Annotated in this window: 20 protein-coding genes and 1 tRNA gene; 15 read left to right on the forward strand and 6 right to left on the reverse strand. The window is 68.6% G+C overall.

The features are described 5' to 3' along the window. Window positions 1–11: 11 nt before the first annotated feature. Genes IM776_RS05095 through IM776_RS05105 form a run of 3 tightly spaced genes read right to left on the reverse strand, consistent with a single transcriptional unit; the run spans window position 12 to window position 2,373 of the window. Window positions 12–923, reverse strand: coding sequence for a L,D-transpeptidase (locus tag IM776_RS05095; RefSeq protein WP_194421928.1), 912 nt, complete (start codon window positions 921–923; stop codon window positions 12–14). Between the two features lie 24 nt (window positions 924–947). Next, window positions 948–1,859, reverse strand: coding sequence for a pseudouridine synthase (locus tag IM776_RS05100; RefSeq protein WP_228479923.1), 912 nt, complete (start codon window positions 1,857–1,859; stop codon window positions 948–950). 19 nt (window positions 1,860–1,878) lie between these two features. Further along, the gene (locus tag IM776_RS05105; RefSeq protein WP_194421930.1) at window positions 1,879–2,373 is read right to left on the reverse strand and encodes a MarR family winged helix-turn-helix transcriptional regulator; all 495 of its coding nucleotides are present in this window, start codon (window positions 2,371–2,373) and stop codon (window positions 1,879–1,881) included. Between the two features lie 69 nt (window positions 2,374–2,442). On the opposite strand from IM776_RS05105, the gene IM776_RS05110 reads away from it, so the two are divergent. From IM776_RS05110 to IM776_RS05135, 6 genes are all read left to right on the forward strand, one after another. Further along, window positions 2,443–2,514 (forward strand) — tRNA-Gln (locus tag IM776_RS05110). A 1-nt stretch (window position 2,515) separates the two neighbouring features. Beyond that, window positions 2,516–3,949, forward strand: coding sequence for a bifunctional UDP-N-acetylglucosamine diphosphorylase/glucosamine-1-phosphate N-acetyltransferase GlmU (glmU, locus tag IM776_RS05115; RefSeq protein ID WP_194421931.1), 1,434 nt, complete (start codon window positions 2,516–2,518; stop codon window positions 3,947–3,949). A 9-nt stretch (window positions 3,950–3,958) separates the two neighbouring features. Further along, window positions 3,959–4,993 (forward strand): ribose-phosphate diphosphokinase, encoded by a 1,035-nt coding sequence (locus IM776_RS05120; protein ID WP_194421932.1) that lies wholly within the window; start codon window positions 3,959–3,961, stop codon window positions 4,991–4,993. Between the two features lie 41 nt (window positions 4,994–5,034). Next, window positions 5,035–5,472 carry an FMN-binding protein gene (locus IM776_RS05125; RefSeq protein WP_194421933.1) on the forward strand — a complete coding sequence of 146 codons (438 nt, stop codon included), beginning with the start codon at window positions 5,035–5,037 and terminating at the stop codon, window positions 5,470–5,472. Between the two features lie 2 nt (window positions 5,473–5,474). After that, window positions 5,475–6,332 (forward strand): FAD:protein FMN transferase, encoded by an 858-nt coding sequence (locus IM776_RS05130; RefSeq protein ID WP_194421934.1) that lies wholly within the window; start codon window positions 5,475–5,477, stop codon window positions 6,330–6,332. 22 nt (window positions 6,333–6,354) lie between these two features. Beyond that, complete coding sequence (locus IM776_RS05135; protein ID WP_194422514.1) at window positions 6,355–7,905, forward strand: FAD-dependent oxidoreductase; 1,551 nt, start codon at window positions 6,355–6,357, stop codon at window positions 7,903–7,905. Window positions 7,906–8,031: 126 nt separating this feature from the next. Here the strand turns inward: IM776_RS05135 and IM776_RS05140 are convergent, their stop codons facing one another. Both IM776_RS05140 and IM776_RS05145 read right to left on the reverse strand, forming a co-directional pair. Continuing rightward, complete coding sequence (locus IM776_RS05140) at window positions 8,032–9,486, reverse strand: sensor histidine kinase (protein ID WP_194422515.1); 1,455 nt, start codon at window positions 9,484–9,486, stop codon at window positions 8,032–8,034. Window positions 9,487–9,497: 11 nt separating this feature from the next. Further along, window positions 9,498–10,226: a response regulator transcription factor gene (locus IM776_RS05145; RefSeq protein ID WP_194421935.1), complete on the reverse strand. Its 729-nt coding sequence runs from the start codon at window positions 10,224–10,226 to the stop codon at window positions 9,498–9,500. Window positions 10,227–10,387: 161 nt separating this feature from the next. Between IM776_RS05145 and IM776_RS05150 the strand changes: the two genes are divergently transcribed. Beyond that, window positions 10,388–11,854: an ABC transporter permease gene (locus IM776_RS05150; RefSeq protein ID WP_194421936.1), complete on the forward strand. Its 1,467-nt coding sequence runs from the start codon at window positions 10,388–10,390 to the stop codon at window positions 11,852–11,854. A gap of 26 nt (window positions 11,855–11,880) precedes the next feature. Then, window positions 11,881–12,609, forward strand: coding sequence for an ABC transporter ATP-binding protein (locus tag IM776_RS05155; protein ID WP_194421937.1), 729 nt, complete (start codon window positions 11,881–11,883; stop codon window positions 12,607–12,609). 31 nt (window positions 12,610–12,640) lie between these two features. On the opposite strand, the gene IM776_RS05160 is transcribed toward IM776_RS05155, so the two are convergent. Continuing rightward, window positions 12,641–13,408, reverse strand: coding sequence for a FadR/GntR family transcriptional regulator (locus IM776_RS05160; protein WP_194421938.1), 768 nt, complete (start codon window positions 13,406–13,408; stop codon window positions 12,641–12,643). Between the two features lie 135 nt (window positions 13,409–13,543). On the opposite strand from IM776_RS05160, the gene IM776_RS05165 reads away from it, so the two are divergent. From IM776_RS05165 to IM776_RS05195, 7 genes are all read left to right on the forward strand, one after another. Further along, on the forward strand, window positions 13,544–14,854 hold the full coding sequence (locus IM776_RS05165; protein ID WP_194421939.1) for an ABC transporter substrate-binding protein: 1,311 nt from the start codon (window positions 13,544–13,546) through the stop codon (window positions 14,852–14,854). Between the two features lie 64 nt (window positions 14,855–14,918). Continuing rightward, window positions 14,919–15,845, forward strand: coding sequence for a carbohydrate ABC transporter permease (locus tag IM776_RS05170; protein WP_194421940.1), 927 nt, complete (start codon window positions 14,919–14,921; stop codon window positions 15,843–15,845). Continuing rightward, window positions 15,842–16,720, forward strand: coding sequence for a carbohydrate ABC transporter permease (locus tag IM776_RS05175; RefSeq protein ID WP_194421941.1), 879 nt, complete (start codon window positions 15,842–15,844; stop codon window positions 16,718–16,720). The genes IM776_RS05170 and IM776_RS05175 overlap by 4 nt, the downstream gene beginning before the upstream one ends. A 3-nt stretch (window positions 16,721–16,723) precedes the next feature. Beyond that, complete coding sequence (dgoD, locus tag IM776_RS05180) at window positions 16,724–17,875, forward strand: galactonate dehydratase (RefSeq protein ID WP_194421942.1); 1,152 nt, start codon at window positions 16,724–16,726, stop codon at window positions 17,873–17,875. Window positions 17,876–17,902: 27 nt separating this feature from the next. After that, entirely contained in the window at window positions 17,903–18,550 is a 648-nt protein-coding gene (locus IM776_RS05185) for a bifunctional 4-hydroxy-2-oxoglutarate aldolase/2-dehydro-3-deoxy-phosphogluconate aldolase (protein WP_194421943.1), read from the forward strand. Next, a complete protein-coding gene (locus IM776_RS05190; protein ID WP_228479924.1) occupies window positions 18,547–19,563 on the forward strand; it encodes a zinc-dependent alcohol dehydrogenase in 1,017 nt (338 codons plus the stop codon). Before IM776_RS05185 ends, IM776_RS05190 begins: the two co-directional genes overlap by 4 nt. Window positions 19,564–19,618: 55 nt before the next feature. Next, window positions 19,619–20,872 (forward strand): FAD-binding oxidoreductase, encoded by a 1,254-nt coding sequence (locus IM776_RS05195; protein WP_194421944.1) that lies wholly within the window; start codon window positions 19,619–19,621, stop codon window positions 20,870–20,872. The last annotated feature ends 37 nt before the right edge of the window (window positions 20,873–20,909 follow it).

The following is a 20,909-nucleotide window of genomic DNA, read 5'->3' on the forward strand; positions in this document are numbered from 1 at the left end:
GCCGCCCCGGTTCACGGGCGGATGACGACGCCGGTGCCCGCGGGCAGCTCAGCGAGCTTTGTGATCGCTGCTTCATCGAGCCGAAGGCATCCGTTCGAGATCGCGCCCGCGCGGTCGTCGTGGTAGTGGAAGGCAGTGATGGCGACGTCCTGCCCGCCGAACCCGTCGAGCACGGGTGATTGCAGGGAAAGGTATACGACCGGGAAGCCACGCGTGTAGTCGAACGACGTGACCTCGGTCAGGTGGATGAAAGAGCGGCCGATCGGGGTGGGCGTCTGATCGGTGCCCCAGCCGAAGTCCGTGGCGATCCGATCGGAGGCTCCGGCGCGCACGATGTCGATGGTGCGCCCGGAGAGACTCACCTCGACCGTCGTGTCCATGGGCGCCAGCTCGACATCGGCGGTGCGCACCCATCCGGTCAGCTGCGCCGGATCGCCTTCGGACGGGACACCCTGACGCCCGGTCAGCAGCACACGCACCCAGTTCTGCTGCTTCTCCACGACGGCGACCGTCGTGCCACCGTACCGGTACTCGCGCGGCAATGCTGCGACCGGATCACCGCGCGGATCGGCCCACACCGGCACGATGTCTGCGATGGCGCGCGCCGTGAATCCTGCGAATGGCGCCTCCGGGGTCGGATCGACCGGTAGCTGCGGCAGGATGGCGAACACGTTCGCCGCCGGAAGCGCGCCGGCGTCATAGACCTCGGTGTTCGCGGGAAACCCCGTCGGTGTCGGGGACGGTGCGGGAGCGGGCACGCTCGTCTGCACACCGGCAGCGGAACGAACGACGCTCGGCGCCGCATCCGGACGGGGCCACATCATCACGACGGCCGCGATGATGAGCGCACCGATGATGCCGATGAGTGTCCACGCGCGCACTCCGAGCCGGCGTGCGCGGCGATCTGGGGCTGGTGGTGCCATCAGGCTCCCTGTCGGATCTCGGACTCAGCGTGGTGCGTACTGCAATCTCCGGCGGGTGACGAACTCGCGTTGCCGACCCGACAGGGGGTCGACGAACCGCAGTTCCCTCGCCAGCAACTGTAGCGGGCGTTCGTGGTCATCCGGTGTCTCGTCCGTGAGGATCGGGTAGAGATTGTCGTGCAGGATGCCGGCGCCGATCGATGCGAGATGCACGCGCAGCTGGTGCATCTTGCCGGTGTGCGGACGAAGCAGGGTGTGGATGACGTCGTCGTCGGCATCGATCAGCTCGATGAGCGTCTCCGAGTTCGCCTCGCGCGCAGGATCGACCTCGACGCACACCTGACCGCGCAGCTTCTCGATGTGCATCCGCACGGTCAGCGGGAACGGGGCCTCCCACCCGTCGGGCCTGGCGGACACCGCCTCATAGACCTTCTCGATCGCGCGGTCCTGGAACAGCATCTGGTACGCGCCGCGCGTCTGCGGGCGCGCCGAGAACATCAGCAGTCCTGCCGTCGCACGGTCGAGGCGGTGCACCGGCGCGAGGTCGGGATTGTCGAGCGCTCGCCGCAGGCGCACCAGAGCCGAGTTCTGCACGTACTTGCCGGCCGGCGTCGTGGGGAGGAAGTGCGGCTTGTCCACGACGACGAGGTCCTCGTCCTGGTGGAGGATCTCCACGTCGAACGGGATCCCGACCTCCACAGGGGGCTCGCGGTAGTACCAGACGAACTCCTCCGCCCCGAGAGCGGTGTCGCGCGTCAGGGCCGAGCCGTCCGCGGCCACGATCTCGCCACGATCGAAGCGCTCCCGCAGACTCTCCGGTTCGAGGTGGAAGAAACGCTCGACCATGTACGCGCTCACGGTCGGCCACGGGCCAGAGAGCGGCACGTGCAGACGGGTGGCTCCCACGCCGTCGCGGACCGGGAGGGGCGAGCGCATCGCCATCAGGACACCGCCATCAGGAGTCGAAGCTCAGGCTGAGCTTGCGCAGCAGCGACGCCATCCGATCGCGGTCGGACCGCGACAGCGCCTTGAGCAGCTCGGCCTCGACATCGACGAGGCGGGTGATGGCGGCATCCACGCGGATGCGGCCATCGTCGGTGAGCGTGACCAGCACGCTGCGCCGGTCGCCCGGGTCGGCCTCTCGTCGCACGAAGCGGCGACCGACGAGACGGTCGATGCGATTGGTCATGGTGCCGCTCGAGACGAGAGTCTGCTGCAGCAGCTGCTTGGGGGAGAGCTGGAACGGTGCGCCCGCGCGGCGGAGGGCCGAGAGCACGTCCCACTCCCAGGCCTCGATGTCGCTGCGCCGGAACACGTCGCGCCGTGCGCGATCGAGGTGGCGGGAGAGCCGGTCCATGCGGGAGAGGACCTCGAGGGGAGAGAAATCGAGATCGGGACGCTGGGTGTGCCATGCGCCGACGATCCGGTCGACCTCATCTGCCTCGTTCATCCCTCCATTATCCGATGCGGGCGCATCGGCCGGGCATGGCAGACTTGTCTGGCAGCCCGCGGGCTGTGGTCCGCCGTGGTGTAATGGCAGCACGACAGCCTTTGGAGCTGTTAGGTCCAGGTTCGAGTCCTGGCGGCGGAGCATGACGGAGAACACGCTCGCCATCGTCGTCCTCGCGGCAGGACAGGGCACTCGCATGAAGTCGCGCCTGCCCAAGGTGCTGCATCCGATCGCCGGGCGCCCGCTCGTCGGGCACGTGCTGACCACGGCATCCCATCTCGGCGCGGAGCACATCGAGGTCGTCGTGCGTCACGAGCGCGACCGCGTGGTCGAGATGCTCAGCCAGAGTCACCCCGACGCCGTGATCGTCGACCAGGACGACATCCCCGGCACGGGGCGCGCCGTCCAGGTCGCGATCGACGCGCTGCCGGCGGATTTCACCGGCGACGTGCTGGTGCTGTCCGGCGATGTCCCGCTGCTCGAGGCCGGCACGCTGCAGGCTCTCGTCGACGCGCACCGGTCCGCCGCGGCATCCGCCACTGTTCTCAGCGCCCTGCTCGACGATCCGACCGGGTACGGACGCGTCATCCGTGACGACAGCGGCACAGTCGCGCGCATCGTCGAGCAGAAGGATGCCTCCGCGGACGAGGCTGCCGTCACCGAGATCAACGCCGGCGTCTACGTCTTCCGCGCGGCATCCCTGCGCACGTTCCTCACGAAGATCGACCAGGACAACGCCCAGGGCGAGCTGTACCTGACCGACGTGATCGGCCTGCTGCGCGAGGCGCAGGAGACCGTCGCCGCCGAGATCGCCGCCGACACCGCAGCGACCTTCGGCGTCAACGATCGCGTACAGCTCGCCGAGGCCGGTCGCGTGCTGAACGACCGCATCGTCCGGCGCTGGCAGCGCGAGGGCGTCACCGTCGTCGACCCGGCGACCACCTGGATCGACGACGACGCCAAGCTCGCCCCTGACGTGACCCTCATGCCGAACACGTACATCGCCGGAGCCACGGTCGTCGAGTCCGGCGCCGTGATCGGTCCCGACACATCGCTCGTCGACTGCGAGGTCGGAGAGGATGCCGTCATCCGCCGTTCCGACGCGACGCTCGCCGTCATCGGCGCCGGCGCGAACGTCGGCCCGTTCGCATACGTCCGGCCCGGCACCGTCCTCGGCGAGAAGGGCAAGATCGGCACCTTCGTCGAGACGAAGAACTCGCAGATCGGCGCCGGGAGCAAGGTTCCGCACCTGTCGTACATCGGCGACACGACGATCGGCGAGCGCGTGAATCTCGGCGCCGGCGCCATCACCGCGAACTACGACGACATCGCCAAGCACCGCACCGAGATCGGCGACGAGGTGCACACCGGCTCGCACAACGTCTTCGTGGCGCCGGTTAGGATTGGTGACGGTGCGAAGACCGGAGCAGGAGCGGTCGTCCGCAAGGACGTTCCCGCAGGTGCTCTGGCCTTGAGTGTCGCCCCTCAGCGCAATGTCGAGGGGTGGGTCGAGAAGAATCGGGCCGGCACGGGGGCCGCTGAGGCGGCCGACCGGGCCAGCAGAACCGAAAAGTAAAGGCGGGTCATGGGCCAGAAGAAGAAGACCGTTGCACTGGATCGGGACAACGGTGTGGCCCCCGGCCTCATCGCGAAGACGAAGAAGCGCCTCGTCGTCGCGGGGGGCCGCTCTCATCCTGAGCTGACCCACGCGGTAGCCGACGTCCTCGGCACGCAGATGGTTCCCGTCGAGCACCGCACCTTCGCCTCCGGCGAGATCTACTCCCGGTTCGAGGTGTCGATCCGCGGCTGCGACCTCTTCCTGATCCAGACCTTCGGCGAGCCGGTCAACGAGTGGCTCATGGAGACGCTCATCATGATCGATGCGGCCAAGCGCGCATCGGCCAAGCGCATCACGGTCGTCGCCCCGTACTACCCGTACTCCCGACAGGACAAGAAGGGCCGCGGCCGTGAGCCGATCAGCGCCCGCCTGGTCGCCGACCTGCTCAAGACCGCCGGCGCCGACCGCGTCATGAGCGTCGACCTCCACGCCGCACAGATCCAGGGCTTCTTCGACGGTCCAGTCGACCACCTGTTCGCCAAGCCGGTGCTTCTCGAGCACTTCCGCGCGAACCTCACGGAGGAAGACCGTGAGACGCTCACGATCGTCTCTCCCGACATGGGCCGGGTGCGAGTCGCAGACACGTGGTCCGACAGCCTGAGCGCCCCGCTCGCGATCATCCACAAGCGCCGCGACCCCAAGGTCGCCAACCAGGTTTCCGTCCACGAGATCGTCGGTGCGGTCGAGGGGCGCACCTGCCTCCTCGTCGACGACATGATCGACACCGGCGGCACGATCGTCAAGGCCGCGCAGGCGCTGAAGGCCAACGGCGCGCGCCGCGTCATCGTCGCCGCCACGCACGCGATCTTCAGCGATCCCGCCAGCGAGCGCCTGCAGGATGCCGCGATCGATGAGGTCGTCGTCACCGACACCATCCCGCTCACCCAGTCGCGCCGGTGGGAGAACCTCACGGTCCTCCCCATCGCTCCGCTGCTGGCCCGCGCGATCCACGAGGTCTTCGAGGACGGGTCGGTGACGAGCATGTTCGGCGGCGACGCCTGAGACACAGCCCGCGCATAGCGGTGCCTCTTACGCTCGATCCCATGATCAGCCAGGCCGCCTCACCATCCGTTCGCAAGGGCGCAGCCGTCGCCGGCATCGCAGGAATGCTCGTGCTGGCCGGGTGCTCGGGCGCGGCCGACGCGGAACCTCCGGCGGATTCCGGCGCATCCACGGGCTCTGGCACGTACGTCGACGGCACCTATACGGCCGAGGGCTCGTATCAGACGCCCGAGACCGTCGAGCAGATCTCCGTCACCCTCACCCTCGAGAGCGGCATCGTGGCCGACGTCGAGGTGACCGGCGACCCGCAGGCCCGCGAAACCGAGCAGTATCAGGGGCAGTTCATCGCCGGCATCGCTGAAGAGGTCGAAGGCCGCCCGATCGACGAGCTGGACGTCAGCCGCGTCGCGGGCTCCTCGCTCACCAGCGGCGGATTCAACGCCGCAGTCGAGGACATCAAGGACCAGGCCGCAGCCTGACCATGTCGACGTGGCGATTCGACGCGATCGGCACGCGCTGGGAGATCGAGACCATCGAGCCGCTCGAGCCCGAGCGCCGCGCACGTGTCGGTGCGGTGATCGCCGACTTCGATGCGACCTGGTCGCGGTTCCGCGAAGATTCGGTCGTGAGTCGCCTCGCGCAGTCCGGCGGCTGGGTCACGACACCGACGGATGCCGTCGCCATGCTCGATGCGTACCGCGAGCTCTCCGCGGCGACGGCCGGCGCGGTCAATCCGCTGGTCGGTGGGAGCCTGAGCGCGCTCGGCTACGACGCCTCATACTCGCTCGCCGCCGGCGACGCCGTCGCGGCGCCGCCGGACTGGCCGGAGATCCTCACTTGGGATGCGGACGGAGTGAACCTGGCATCCGCTGCGCTGATCGATGTCGGAGCCCTCGGCAAGGGACGGCTGGTCGATCTGGTGGCCGCCGCACTCGACGGTGTCGCGGGTGCGTTCGTCGTGGATGCCGGAGGCGATATGGCGGTGCGCGGCGAGGCGCGCGTCGGACTGGAGCATCCCTTCGACCAGACCAAGGCGATCGGCATCGCCACGGTGCGGGATCAGGCGCTGTGCGCGTCGGCGACGAACCGGCGCGCGTGGGGCGACGGGCTCCATCACGTGCTCGATGCACGCACCGGTATTCCCGTGCGCACCTGGGTGGCCACCTGGGCGTTCGCCCCCGACGCGATGCACGCGGATGCCGTCGCCACAGCCCTGTTCTTCGACGGCGGCCCGGCACTCGCGGGGCATTGGGGAGCGGAGTGGGTGCGGATGAGCACGGCGGGCGTCGCGGAACGGTCGCCGAACGCACCTGTGGAGCTGTTCATAGGGAAGAGTTGATGTCGTGACTTCATTCACCTCCATGCGCCAGCGGGTGCTCGCCGTCCTCGGCGCCGTATCGATGTACCGACTGGCCCTGTCGAGCCTGGCGATCCTCGCCGGCATCGCGCTGATCCTGTCCCTGTTCGGCCTCGTCGGTCCTTCGCCGCTCGAGCTCGTGGTGTCGTTCGTGGTCCTCTCCGTCGTGATTTCGGCGGTGGATGCTGCGGCGCAGCGGCTGCTGCATCTGCCCTGGCGCGTGGAGTCGTCGCTGGTGACCGCGCTGATCCTCCTGTTCGTCATGCGGCCTGGCGTCGACGGGCCCGCGCTGATCGGCTTGGCACTGGCCGGAGCGATCGCGAGCGTCTCGAAATACCTCATCGCATGGCGCGGACGGCATATCTTCAACCCGGCGGCTTTCGGCGCCGCGGTCGTGTCGATCGCGGGCGCGTTCGGTGTTTTCGACTGGCTCGGGACGTCGGCATCCTGGTGGGTCGGGACGGCCGCGATGGCGGTCCCCGTCGCGATCCTTGGCCTGGCGGTGCTGTGGCGCACCGAGAAAGTGCGCGTCGTACTGGTCTTCCTGCTGATCGCCGTCGGCACCTCGGTGGTGCGACAGGCCGTGCAGGCGCAGCAGTTCGGCATCGAGTTCGCCCTGCCGACGGCGCTGTCGTTCGCGGTGCTGCAATCACCGTTCCTGTTCCTCGGGGTCTTCATGGTCTCGGAGCCGCTGACCAGCCCGCCGCGGCGCTGGCAGCAGTTCTGGGTCGCCGGCCTCGTGGGCGTGCTCGCGGGCTGGCCGATCTTCGTCGGCGATCTGTTCACGCTGGGGCAGGAGAGGGCGCTTCTGATCGGCAACCTCCTCGCCCTCACCTTCGCGCTGCGCGGATCGGTGCGTCTCACGCTCGAGAAGCGCGAGTTCATCACCCCGACCGCGCAGGAGCTGACGTTCAGGGCCAAGGGAAAGCTGAGGTTCCGCCCCGGGCAGTATCTCGAGCTCGATGTCCCGCATCACCGGCCGGATGCACGCGGAACGCGCCGCGAGTTCAGCATCGTCTCAGCGCCGGCCGATCTGCCGGTGCTGCGGATCGCGTACAAGAACGGCGACCAGAAGCATCCGTCCTCGTACAAGCGGGCGCTCGCGGCCGCCGATCCGGGCACGGTCCTCGCCGTCACCGGAACCTGGGGCGATTTCCTGCTGCCGAAGGGCGAGGCGCCGGTGCTCATGGTCGCCGCCGGCATCGGCGTCACGCCGTTCGTATCGCAGCTGCGCCAGCTGCGGGCGGACGGGGTCTCGCGCGACGTCGTGCTCGTTTACGTCGCATCCGAGGCGTCGGAGCTCGCCTTCCGTGCCGAGCTGGAGGCGACGCGCGTGCCCACGATCGTGTTCTGCCGCGACCGGCCGGAGGATCTGCCCGCGCACTGGAGCTGGGCGCAGGGCGTCCGCCTCGACGCAGCCGGTCTCGAGCGGGTCGTGCCGGACATCTCCGCCCGCCACACGTTCATCTCCGGGCCGCCGCGGCTGATCGCCGACCTCGCCCCGGCCCTGCAGAAGGCGCACTCGGTCATCACCGACGCGTTCGCCGGGTACTGAGTGGGCGCGACGGACTCTGGCTAGGTTCGTTCGGGTACGGATGGCCGTCGATCGACACGGATGGCTGGCGAACCACGGAGGGATGCACGGCCATCCGTGATTTCCGACTGACAAACGCCCCGGGAACTAAGCGGCGGGCACCGGCGTGATCGGGAACCGGACCGTGAACGTCGTGTCGCCGGGCTCCGACTGCACGGCGATCGTCCCGTGGTGGCCCTCGACGATGGCCTTCACGATCGCGAGGCCGAGGCCGGTGCCACCGGTCTGACGGGCGCGGGAGCTGTCGCCGCGGGCGAAGCGCGCGAACAGCTCGTCCCGCACGGCGGGGTCGATGCCGGGCCCGTCGTCGTGCACGCGGATGACGGCTTCCTCACCCTCACGCGAGACCCGCAACGTGATCCGGGTTCCGGCGGGTGTGTGCGTGCGTGCGTTGGCGAGCAGGTTCGCGACGACCTGATGGAGCCGCCCGGCGTCGCCGAGCATCACGACCGGCTCCTCGGGCACGTCGATGGCCCACACGTGATCCGGTGCGGTCGGCCGGGCATCCGAGACGCCCTCGAGGGCGAGTTGCGTGAGGTCGACGGTGCCGTGCACGAGCTCCTGGCCCTCATCGAGTCGTGCGAGCAGCAGCAGGTCCTCGACCAGCCGCGTCATCCGCAGGGACTGCGCCTGGATGCGCTCCAGCGCCGTCTCGGTGCCGGAGGGGTCGGCTCCGTGGTGCAGGGCGCGCAGCGACAGCTCCGAGTAACCGCGGATGGATGCCAGGGGCGTGCGCAGCTCGTGACTGGCGTCCGCCACGAACTTCCGCATCAGCTCCTCGTTCCGCTGACGCGCGGCTAGGGAGTCGTTGACGTGGTCGAGCAGTTTGTTCAGCGACGCGCCCACGATCCCGGTCTCGGTGCGCGGATCGGCCTCGGAGTCGGGCACGCGCTCGGTGATCGATACCTCACCGCGATCGAGCGGCTGGTTGGCGACGCGCGTCGCGGTCCCCGCGACCGCACGAAGCGGCCGCAGGCTGTAGCGGATGGTGACGGCGGTCGTCAGCGCCAGCAGGATGAGCCCTCCGAGGGTCGCGAGCGTGATCACCGTCAATAGCTGCGCCATCGTGCTCTGGATCTCATCGCGCGGCAGGCCGGTCACGATCCCGATGCCGTCGCTCTCCTGCACTGTGACCTGGAACGAGCCGAGTCCGTCGAGTGTCACAGCGGTGTTCGGAGCAGACTGGACGGCCTCGCTCAGCGTGCGCAGATCGTCGGCAGTGAGAGCTGTCGTACCATCGGTCGTCACCACTGCTCCGCTGGTGCCGCCCTCGGTCGCGACGGCCAGCAGCAGCCCGGGGTAGTGCTGGCCGGCGAGGACGGTCTGGGCGGTGAGGGGGCGGCCGGTGACCGTCAGGTACTGCGCCTGCTTGACGAGAACCGACGTCTGACCCGAGACCGAGCGCAGCTGATCCTGCAGCCGCCCCTCCAGTGCCTGCCCGAGCGTCGCGCTGGTGATCACGGCGACGATGATGAGGATGAGCGACACGAACCCGATGACGGCGGTCATCAGCCGCGCCTGCAGGGTGAGCGGTCGGTGCATCCTCTTCTCGATCACTGCGGCGCCTTGATCATGTAGCCCACGCCGCGAACCGTGTGCAGCAGGGGAGTGCGCCCCGCGTCGATCTTCTTGCGCAGGTACGAGATGTACAGCTCGACGACCGACGACTTTCCGCCGAAGTCGTAGCTCCACACCCGATCGAGGATCTGAGCCTTCGACAGCACACGGCGCTCGTTGCGCATCAGGTAGCGCAGCAGCTCGAACTCCGTCGCGGTCAGCTCGATCTCGGTGCCGTCACGCTCGACCTCGTGGCTGTCCTCGTTGAGCGTGAGATCGCCTACGCGGAGGATCGACTGGCCGTCGTCGGCCGTCGCGACACCCGTGCGGCGGATGATCGCGCGCAGACGAGCGATGACCTCCTCCAGGCTGAACGGCTTGGTGACGTAATCGTCGCCACCGGCGGTGAGGCCCGCGATGCGATCGCCGACGGCATCCTTCGCAGTGAGGAACAGCACGGGGACGAGATTGCCGGACTCGCGCAGGCGCCGCAGCACGCTCATCCCGTCGAGGTCGGGCATCATGATGTCGAGCACGAGGGCGTCCGGTTCGAAATCGCGCGCCACCTGCAGCGCTTCGAGACCGGAGGATGCTGTGCGCACCTCCCACCCCTCCATCCGCAGCGCCATCGCGAGCAGGTCGGTGAGCATCTGCTCATCGTCGACGGCGAGGATGCGGAGAGGGGATCCATCGGGGCGGCGCAGTTCGGGCTGATCGGAGGTCATGCGTCCATTCTGTGGAATCACCTATGTGATTTCTATGGAGAACGCTATGCGTGTTCTGTGAGTCCCTCTGATAGTGATCTCATCACTGCGTCATCTCATGCCCATATCTGCTCTCCATAACGTCGAATCGAGTCGCGGGTGGTCCCGACCGAAGGAGAGAGATGTACGCAAGATATCTCCGGCGAGAACTCGCCGGACGCAAGAAGCAGACCGTGATCGTGGCGGTCGGCCTCGCCGTGGCGATCGCCCTGGTGATCGTCGTCAACGCACTCACCGCCGGCGTGCGCGATGCGCAGGCGCAGGCGCTCGAATCCGTTTACGGCGTCGGCACCGATCTCACGGTGACCGGGGCTGCCGCCGAGCCCGGCGAGGGAGGCGGAGCGCGGTTCGACTTCGACGAGGATGCCGGCGAGACCTCCGGCGACACGACGACGATCAGCCAGTCCCGGCTGTCCGCCGACATGATTCGCGGAACGCTGGATGCCGTGGTCCTGAGCGACGTCGTCGCCACCGAAGGGGTGGGCGCGGCATCCGCCGCTCTCAGCCTCACCAACTCGACGTTCTCGGGGGAGATGCCCACCGGCGGGTTCGGCGACCAGGGCAGCCAGAGCGCAGAGGGCGAGGCCCCCGCAGAGGGGCAGCAGCCACCGCAGGGCGGCGGAGGAAGCTCCTTCGGTGTCGACTCCTTCTCGGTGCTCGGCATCGATCCGGCCGGTTCGGCCACCGGCCCGCTCGCCTCGGTGGAGGTGACGGACGGTCGCGGCTTCGACCACGACGATTCCGAGGCGCTCGTCGCCCTCGTCGACAGCACCTACGCCGGCACGAACGAGATCGCCGTCGGCGATGTCATCGACGTGGCCGGCTCCGAGGTCGAGGTCGTGGGCGTCATCTCGTCGACGTCCGACACCGCCGACACCGCAGCCGACGTCTATCTCCCGCTGGACACCGCGCAGAGCCTCGCAGGCCTGAAGGACGTGGTCTCCACGGTGTACGTCCAGGCGGAATCCGCCTCCGACATCGACGCCGTTCAGACCGCGCTCGAGGAGCAGCTCCCCGACGCGACGATCAGCTCGCAATCCGACCTCGCCTCGACGGTGTCCGGCTCGCTCACCAGCGCCACGGCGATGATCACGAACCTCGGCACCTGGCTGTCGATCATCGTGCTCGGCGTCGCGCTGCTGATGGCGATCCTCTTCACGATCTCGGGCGTCTCCCGTCGCACCCGAGAGTTCGGCACCCTGAAGGCGATCGGCTGGTCCAACGGCCGCGTCGTGCGCCAGGTCGCGGGCGAGTCGATGGTGCAGGGCCTGATCGGCGGGGCGGGCGGGCTGATCCTCGGGATCATCGGGATCGTCCTCATCAACATCATCCAGCCCACGATCGCGGCATCCACCGGGACCGAAGTCGGAATGGGGGCGCCCGGGGAAGGCGGCGGGCCCACCGGAGGCGGCGGAGGGATGTTCCAGGTGGCTGAGACCGCCGACATCGTGCTCAGCGCACCCTTCACCCCGATCGTCATCGTCGCGGCCATCGGCATCGCGGTGCTCGGCGGCCTGCTCGCCGGCGCATTCGGCGGCTGGCGGGCGGGCCGGCTGAGCCCGGCAGAAGCACTGCGGTCCGTGGCATGAGCGCCTCGAGAACAGGAGAAGAGAACATGACCATCACGCAGGCGACCGATTCCGGTGTCGCGGAGTCGACTCCGGCGGGCATCGTGTACCGGCTGCAGGACGTCACCCGCACGTACGCGCAGAAGGGCCGCGTCGTCAGAGCGCTCACGGGCGTCGACCTCGAGGTCGCCGCCGGCGAGTTCGTGACGATCCAGGGCCCCACCGGCGGCGGCAAGTCCACCCTGCTGCAGCTGCTCGGCGCCCTCGACAGGCCGAGCAGCGGTTCCCTTCTGCTCGGCGACGTCGAGCTCGCCACGGCATCCGGCGCCGAACTCAACAGGCTGCGATCGGAGGAGATCGGGTTCGTGTTCCAGGGATTCAACCTGATCCCGACGCTGACGGCATCCGAGAACGTCGACATGGCGCTGGAGATGACCGGACTCCACCGCGACGAGCGCCGCCGGCGCGTCGCGGAGGCACTCGAGCACGTGGGCCTCGCCGACCGCGGCGACCATCGGCCGGGAGAGCTGTCCGGCGGTCAGCAGCAGCGCGTGGCCATCGCCCGTGCGATCGTGAAGCGTCCCAAGGTGCTGCTGGCCGACGAGCCGACCGGGAACCTCGACGAGAGCATGCGCGACGAGATCCTCGCCGTTCTCGAGAGGCTGTGCGCCGAGGGCCTGACGCTGGTCGTCGTGACGCACGACTCCGCGGTCGCCCGGCGCGCGTCTCGGCGGCTTCGTCTCGCGAAGGGGGTGGTGACCGACATCACTGTGTGAGGCCAGACGCCACGCATTCCGGATGCCCCGGTCAGCGCTCTGCGCCGATCGGGGCATCACCTTCCCTGTCCCAGATCGTGCTCATCTCGCTGAGTGCCCGCTCCGTGATCGCGACCATCGACAGGGATGCCTTATCGGCGTTGCCGGTCTGGATCGCGGTCGCGATGTCGACGTGCCACTGCAGTGCCTCGGTGGCCGGATACTTCGGCATCAGGTCGTACTGCGCACGGCTGCGCAGCACCTCTTCCACGAGGTGGTGGAGCTGCTCGAACATCTCGTTGCCGCTGAGGCGCAGGATCATCTGGTGGAACTGCAGATCCAGGCGCAGGAACTCCGCGGCGTCGCCCTGCTTGCCCGCAGCCCACAGGCGCCCGGCGAGCCCGACCAGCTCGCCGGCCTCGTTCAACGGCACGCGGATCGCGGCCAGCCGCGCGGCCGCGGGCTCGATGGCACCGCGCAACTCGGTCAGCGACCGCAGCTGCGCCACACGGCTGGGGCCTGCCAGCCGCCAGCGGATCACCTGCAGGTCGTAGGCATTCCAGCGGGTGGCCGGCATCACGCGGACTCCGACGCGTCGCTTCGCCTCGACGAGACCGAGCGCCTCGAGCGCTCGCAGCGCCTCGCGGACGACCGGGCGCGACACACGGAAGCGGCTCTCGATCGACTCGGTCGTGAAGGTCGCTCCCACCGCGATCATGCCGGCGCAGATCTCGCGCCCGAGGGTGTCGAGCACGAGATTGCGCAGATCGCGCGCGGGGGTGCGGGCGGGATCGACATCGATGCTCGAAGGAGTCGCCATGGCTTGATCTTATCTTTTCGGTATCACGGGTTGAAAAGTATGACTTGTCATAGCTATCTTGGCCACTGAGCAGATGTAACGCCGCATCTGCGCCAGGAGACCTCGCGATGACGCGACGCTCAGGATGGAGTCACAGTGAAGTACGGATCCAAGACCGCCCGCTTCCTCGCGGCGGCAACCACAGCTGTAGTCGCCGGTGCGCTGGTCAGCTGCAGCGCAGGCTCGGACATCGATCCGGACGCGGGAATCGAGGGGACGACGATCCGCGTCACCCTCGCCAACCACGTCTGGACCGAGACGATCAAGGAGATGATCCCGGAGTTCGAGGAGGAGACCGGAGCCAAGGTCGAGATCTCGCAGCTCGCCGAGGACCAGCTCTCCGACCAGTACAACGTCAAGCTCAATGCGGGAACCGATGAGATCGACGTCCTCATGTACCGCCCGCTGCAGGAGAACAAGCTGTTCGCCAGCAACGGCTACCTCTCCGACCTCACCGAACTGGTCGAGAGCGACGAGGAGTTTGACTGGGGTGATTTCCAGGAAGGCCCCGCCGCCCTGACCACCTACGAGGACGAAGTGGTCGGAGTACCGATCATCACCGAGCGCACGGTGCTCTACTACCGCAAGGACCTGCTCGAGCAGGCCGGCCTCGAGGTCCCCACGACCCTCGAGGAGCTGGAGTCCGCAGCCGCCGCCATCCACGAGCAGAACCCCGATGTCGCCGGCTACATCGGCCGCACCGGCAAGTCCGCCGCGGTCACGCAGTTCAGCGCCTTCCTGTTCAGCTCGGGCGGGGACTTCATCGGCGAGGACGGCACCTCCGTGATCGGCAGCGACGAGGCGCGCGAGGCCTACGCGTACTACGGCGACCTGATCCGCAACCACACGGATGCGACCATCAACCCAGAGATGAGCTGGGCAGAGGCCTTCGCCGTCTTCCAGCAGGGCAAGGCAGCCTTCATCGCGGATGCCGACAGCCTGTACAAGAACATGATCGACCCCGAGCAGTCCACGGTCTCCGATCAGGTGGGCTTCGCGGCCTTCCCGGCGGGCGCTGACGGCGCGAAGCCGTACAACGTGGCGGCCTGGGCGCTGGCGATCAACGAGACCAGCGAGAATCAGTCGGCCGCGTGGGCATTCATCAAGTGGGCGACCTCCAAGGCGCAGACCATCGAGATGACCAAGCTCGGCGTCACAGGTGCACGCACCTCCTCATGGGAGGACGACGCGGCCATCGCCGACTTCCCGACCGAGCTCGTCGAGGCCATCAAGGTCAACGGCGAGAACGGCGTCGGCAAGGACCGCCCGCTCGTGATCGACGTCGCGAAGGCGCGCGAGATCGTCGGCGACCCGATCGTGGTCGCGATCGCCGGCGGAGACGTGGATGCCGCTGTCGACGAGGCGAACGCGGCCTTCGACGAGTTCCTCCTCGAGGACTCCGAGTAATCGCCTTCGGGTCGCCGCCGCTCCGTATCAGGGGCGGCGGCGACCCCTCTCGAGGGAAGAGCACATGACTGCACTCAAGACCTCCGGCGAGCTCGGCACGAGAGAGCGCTTCAGCCGCTGGGCCAACCAGCACCGCAAGTGGCTTTTCGCCGGGCCGTCCATCGCCTTCACCGCGCTGCTGCTGGTCGTCCCTCTCGCGTGGACGCTGTTCCTGAGCTTCACCGACGCCAGGCGCTCCGTGCGGCGGGACTTCGGCTTCAACGGCATCGAGAACTACGTCGAGGTGCTCACCGACACCGAGCGGTTCTGGCCGTCGGTGTGGCGCACCTTCGCGTTTACCGCCGGGGCGCTCACCTTCGAGCTCATCCTCGGCATGGTGATCGCCCTGCTGCTGTGGAAGCCGTTCCGCGGCCAGGGCGTCGTCCGCACGATCGTGCTGCTGCCGCTCGTGGCGACGCCGGTCGCCGTCGGAATGATGTGGCGCCTGCTGTTCGAGCCGAACATCGGCTTCGTCAACGAGATGCTCTCCTGGGTCGGCATCCCGCCTCAGCCCTGGCTGGCCGACCCATCCACATCGCTGGCGACGCTGACCTTCGTCGACATCTGGCAGTGGACGCCCATGGTGGCCCTGATCCTGCTGGCCGGTCTCACGAGTCTCTCCGAGGAACCGCAGGAGGCCGCGCGGGTCGACGGCGCGAACGGATGGCAGCGTTTCTGGTACATCACGGTGCCGCTGATGCGCCCCGTGATCATCGCCGCCGTGCTCCTGCGCGGCATCGACGCGCTGAAGACGTTCGACATCCTGTACGCCACCAAGGGCAAGGGCGGCGGCGCGTTCCACGACGTCGAGACGCTGAACGTCTACGCCTACGGGCTCAGCTTCGACTACAACGAGTACGGCCTCGCCTCGGCCGTGCTGATCCTCTTCTTCCTGATCATCCTCGCCGTGATCTGGGTCCTGCAGATGCAGAGAAAGGGCAAGGACGCATGACCGCCCTCGACACCCGCGCGACCGTCGCGCCGAAATCCGCACCCGTCCGCCGCAGGCGGAAGCTCCGCTGGGGAACGGTCGGCCGCTTCGCCGGTCTCGCGGTGATCGTGCTGGCCTTCCTCGGCCCGATCGTCTGGATGGTGCTGGCCAGCTTCAAGTACAACGTCCAGATCCACGACGCCAGTAAAGCGTTCATCTTCGATCCGACGCTGACCAACTACGGCACGGTCTTCGACCCGCGCCGCGGGAACTATCTCGTCTACATCTGGAACTCGTTCTTCGTCGCATTCATGGCGACCGCCCTGTCGCTCGTGCTCGCGGTCCCGGCCGCGTACGCGATGAGCCGGTTCATCATGAACAAATCCGCGATGGTGGTGCTGCTGGCCCGCATCATCCCCGGGGTGAGCCTGCTGGTGCCGTGGTACTTCATCTTCGCCCAGCTGAAGATGACCGGCGGATACCTGCCGCTGGTGCTCTCGCACATGTTCGTCTCGCTGCCGCTGATCCTCTACATCATGATGTCGTTCTTCGACCAGATGCCCGAGGAGCTGGAGGAGTCCGCGCAGGTCGACGGCCTGACCGCGATCGGGGCGTTCTTCCGCATCACGCTGCCGCTGTCGGTGCCCGGCATCGCGACGGCCACGATCCTGTCGTTCATCTTCTCGTGGAACAACTTCATGTTCGCGCTGGTGCTCTCCAGCGCCGCCACCAAGACCCTTCCGGTCGCGATCTTCGACTTCATCGGCTACGCCTCGATCGACTGGGGCGCCCTGATGGCGGCATCCGTCGTGGTGACGACGCCGATCATGCTGATCGCGCTGTTCACTCAGCGCTACATCGTGTCGGGCTTGACGGCCGGCGCGACGAAGGGCTGAGCGATGACCGCAGCGATCACCCGAGTCGAGTCCTTCCCGGTCGCGCCGCGCTGGCTGTTCGTCCGGATCGAGACCGGCGACGGACTCGTCGGCTGGGGGGAGGCGTCGCTCGAGGGCTATGCCGATGTCGTCCGCGCCGCCGTCGACCAGTTCGCCGCATACCTGATCGGACGCGACCCGGGGCCGATCGAGGACCACTGGCAGGTGCTCACCAAGAGCCAGTTCTACCGGGGCGGGGCGGTGCTCGCGAGTGCCGTGTCGGGGATCGACCAGGCGCTGTGGGATCTCAAGGGCAAGCGTCTCGGAGTGCCGGTGCACGACCTGCTCGGGGGGCCCGTGCGCGACCGCATCCGCGCCTACGGCTGGGTGGGCGGCGACGACCCAGCCGAGGTCGCCGACCACATCTCTGCGCAGCTCGAGACCGGCCTGACAGCCGTGAAGATGAACGCCTCGGGGCGGATGAACCTCAACGGCTCGGTCGCCGAACTCGACCGCGTCGTGTCGCGGGTCGCCAGCGCCCGCGAGGTGCTCGGCCCCGACCGCGACGTCGCGGTCGACCTGCACGGGCGGTTCACGGTGGCGACCGCCCGCCGGCTCGCGCCGATGCTGGAGCCGCTGCATCCGTTCTTCATCGAGGAGCCGGTGGTTCCCGAGAACACGCACATGATCGGCAGGGTGGCGGATGCCACATCCATCCCGATCGCGGCGGGGGAGCGGCTGTACAGCAGGCAGGAGTTCCTGCCTGCGCTCCAAGCGGGGGTCGCGATCGTCCAGCCCGATCTCTCGCACGCCGGGGGCATCTCGGAGGTTCGGCGGATCGCCTCCCTCGCCGAGACCTTCGACGCGCTGCTCGCGCCGCACTGCCCGCTGGGCCCGCTCGCGCTCGCCTCGTGCCTGCAGGTCGCGTTCGCGACGCCGAACCACCTCATCCAGGAGCAGTCGATCGGCATCCACTACAACACCGGCGCCGAAGTGCTCGACTACGTCGTCGACAAGGCCCCGCTGGCATTCGAGGACGGCTGCTTCCCGCTGCTGACCGGTCCGGGACTCGGGATCGAGATCGACGAGACGGCGGTGCGCGAGGCATCGGCACGCTGGGAGACCTGGCAGAATCCGGTCTGGCGGCACGCAGACGGATCCATGGCCGAGTGGTGAACGGTTCGAGCATCGGAGGGTGAGCAGATGAGCACGGTGGACAACAGGACGCTGCAGGAACGGGTCGGCGCCGATCGCCTGGTGGCGATCCTCCGCGGGACCGACGTCGACGCGACGGTGACCGCCGCGCGCACCCTCATCGACGCCGGCGTGACGACCCTGGAGATCACGCTCACACTCTCGGATGCCGAGGAGGCGATCGCGCAGATCACGACGGATGCTCCAGCAGCAGCTCTGATCGGGGCGGGCACCGTTCTCACCGAGGTCGATGTCGACCGCGCCGTCGACGCGGGAGCGCAGTTCATCGTGACACCCACGCTCACGGCATCCGTCGAGTACGCGATCGGGCAGGGGATCGGAGTGCTCCCCGGCGTCTATACGCCCACCGAGATCCAGCGCGGGCTCGACCTCGGGGCGGCGGCGGTCAAGCTGTTCCCGGCATCCGCGCTCGGGCCGGGATTCATCCGCGCCGTGCGCGACCCCTTCCCCGATGCCCGCATCATCCCCGTCGGCGGCGTCGGCGTCGAGACGATCCCGGCGTTCCTCGCCGCAGGAGCCTTCGGCGTCGGCGTCGGCGGGCCGCTGGTCGGCGACGCCGCGCACCCCGGCGGAGACCTGAGGGCGTTGGCTGAGCGGGCCGCGGCCTTCCGGCGTGCCGTCGAGGAGATCGCATGAGCAGTGGCTCCCGCACGATGCCGGCCGTCATCAAGACGGGCGACGGCGCCTCGGGCATCGAGATCGGCACCGTGACGGTCCCCGTGCCGGACGCGGGGCAGGCCGTCATCGATGTGCTCGCCACAGGCATCTGCGGCACCGACGTGCACATCGCGCGCGACGAGTACGCGCACGAGCGCCCTGTCGTGATGGGACACGAGGTGCTCGGCACGTTGTCATCGGTCGGCTCCGCGGGCGACGCGGCCTGGCTCGACGCGACGGTCGCCGTCGAGACCTACTTCTCCGCGTGCGAGACCTGCGATCAGTGCCGCGCCGGCCGCCGCAATCTGTGCGCCGAGCGGCGATCGATCGGATCGTTCCGCAACGGTGGATTCGCGACGCGGATGCTGGTCCCGGTGAGCAACCTGCACCGGATGCCGGCGACACCGGGCGCGCTGGACGGCGTGCTCAGCGAACCCCTGGCATGCGTCACGCACTGTCTGCTCGACCCGCCGATCGTGCAGCCGGGAGACCGTGTGCTCGTCACCGGTCCGGGCGCCATGGGTCAGCTGGCGGCCCAGGTCGCCAAGGCCTCAGGCGGACTCGTCACCCTCGCAGGGCTCGCTGCGGACGCATCGCGGCTCGAGGTCGCGGCGGAGCTCGGCATCCGCACTCTCACGACGCCGCCGGAGGAGGACGCATACGACGTCGTGATCGAGTGCTCGGGCTCGGCGCCGGGCGCCGCGTCGGCCCTGCGGGCGGCCAGGCGCGGAGGGCGCTACGTCCAGGTCGGCATCTTCGGCCGGGACGTCACCGTGCCCCTCGACCTCGTGCTCTACAAAGAGCTGGCTGTGACCAGCGGGTTCGCGTCGACGCCGACGTCATGGCGCGCCGCGATGCGTCTCATCGAGTCCGGGGACGTCGTCCTGACGCCGCTCATCACGAAGCAGGTGCCGCTGGACGGCTTCTTCGATGCGTTGGATGCCGCGATCCGCGGCGAGGGGCTGAAGACGGTCGTCGTCCCCGGTCTCTGACGTCGCCGTCCGCGAGGGGTTCCCGATGTCGGATGCGTCCTCTAACGTTCTGCGCATGACAGATGACATCGTCACGGCCCGTCCATCGAATGCTGCGGAGGTCGCCGACCTCGTGCGCCGCGCACAGCATGATTCCCTCCCGATCACCATCGTCGCAGGAGGGCACGGTCCCTGGTCGCACGCCCCAGCGCCCGGCATGCGGATCGAACTCGCCGACCTCTCCGACGTCGAGATCGAAGGCCTGGCCCTCGACGGCGAAGACGCCGTCGTGCACATCGGCGGCGGCGCGGTGTGGGGTGATGTCGCTGCGAAGCTCGGCGCCGACGGGCTCGCGATCAGCTCCGGTGACACGGCATCCGTCGGCGTCGGCGGGCTGACTCTCGGCGGCGGCATCGGACTGATGGTGCGCGCGTGGGGTCTCGCCGCCGACCAGCTGGTCGGCGCGCAGGTCGTCACAGCCTCCGGCGGCATCGTCGAGACCTCGGCTGACGAGAACCCCGACCTGTTCTGGGCGCTGCGCGGCGGGGGCGGGAACTTCGGCATCGTGACGCGATTCGACTTCCTGGCGCACCCGGTCACCGGCATCGCGTACGGCGAGTATGTGATCACGGGCGACGCCGGCCGGGTGATCCGCGCCGCGCGCGACGTGATGCGTGACGCGCCGCGCGAGTTGACCATGACGTACATGGATGTGCCGCCGATGGATCCCAGCGCCCCGGCGGGTGCGCGGATCAGCGCCGTGTGGGCGGGTGACGACGTCGAGCGGTTCCGGCAGGTGATGGCGCCCGTGGCCGACCTCGACGGCGTCGACGCCGAGTACACGACGCCCGCCTACCGCGACATCCTCCTCGAGATGCCCGAACCCGTGGAGGGCGCCGAGCTGCCGCCGTGCTTCATCGGGGGCAACGGGCTGTTCACTCGACTTGACGACGAACTCATCGACCGGCTCGTGGCGTTCCGCGCCGCATACCCGGCGTCGGTCGTGTTCCTCCGCTCGCTCGGCGGCGCGTTCGGCGAGGTGCCGCAGGCGAGTACGGCGTTCCCCGCGCGCACCGCGACGTGGTTCGTCATGGCCGGAGCGTTCGACATCCCCGGCGTGGTCGACGACGATGCCCGTGCGGCGATCCGCGCGGACTGGGAGCGCATAGAGGCAGGACGGCTCGCCGAGTACGGCAACTTCGCGGACACCGAGCGCCCGGATGCCGTGCCCGGTATGTTCACCCCCGAGGCGCACGAGCGCCTTCGCGCGGTCAAGGCGCAGTGGGATCCGCAGAACGTGTTCCGCCGCAACCACAACATCCCCGTCTGACGCGTGAGGGCCGGGAACCTCCACGGTTCCCGGCCCT

The organism is Microbacterium abyssi, assembly GCF_015277895.1.
Taxonomy (GTDB): domain Bacteria; phylum Actinomycetota; class Actinomycetes; order Actinomycetales; family Microbacteriaceae; genus Microbacterium; species Microbacterium abyssi.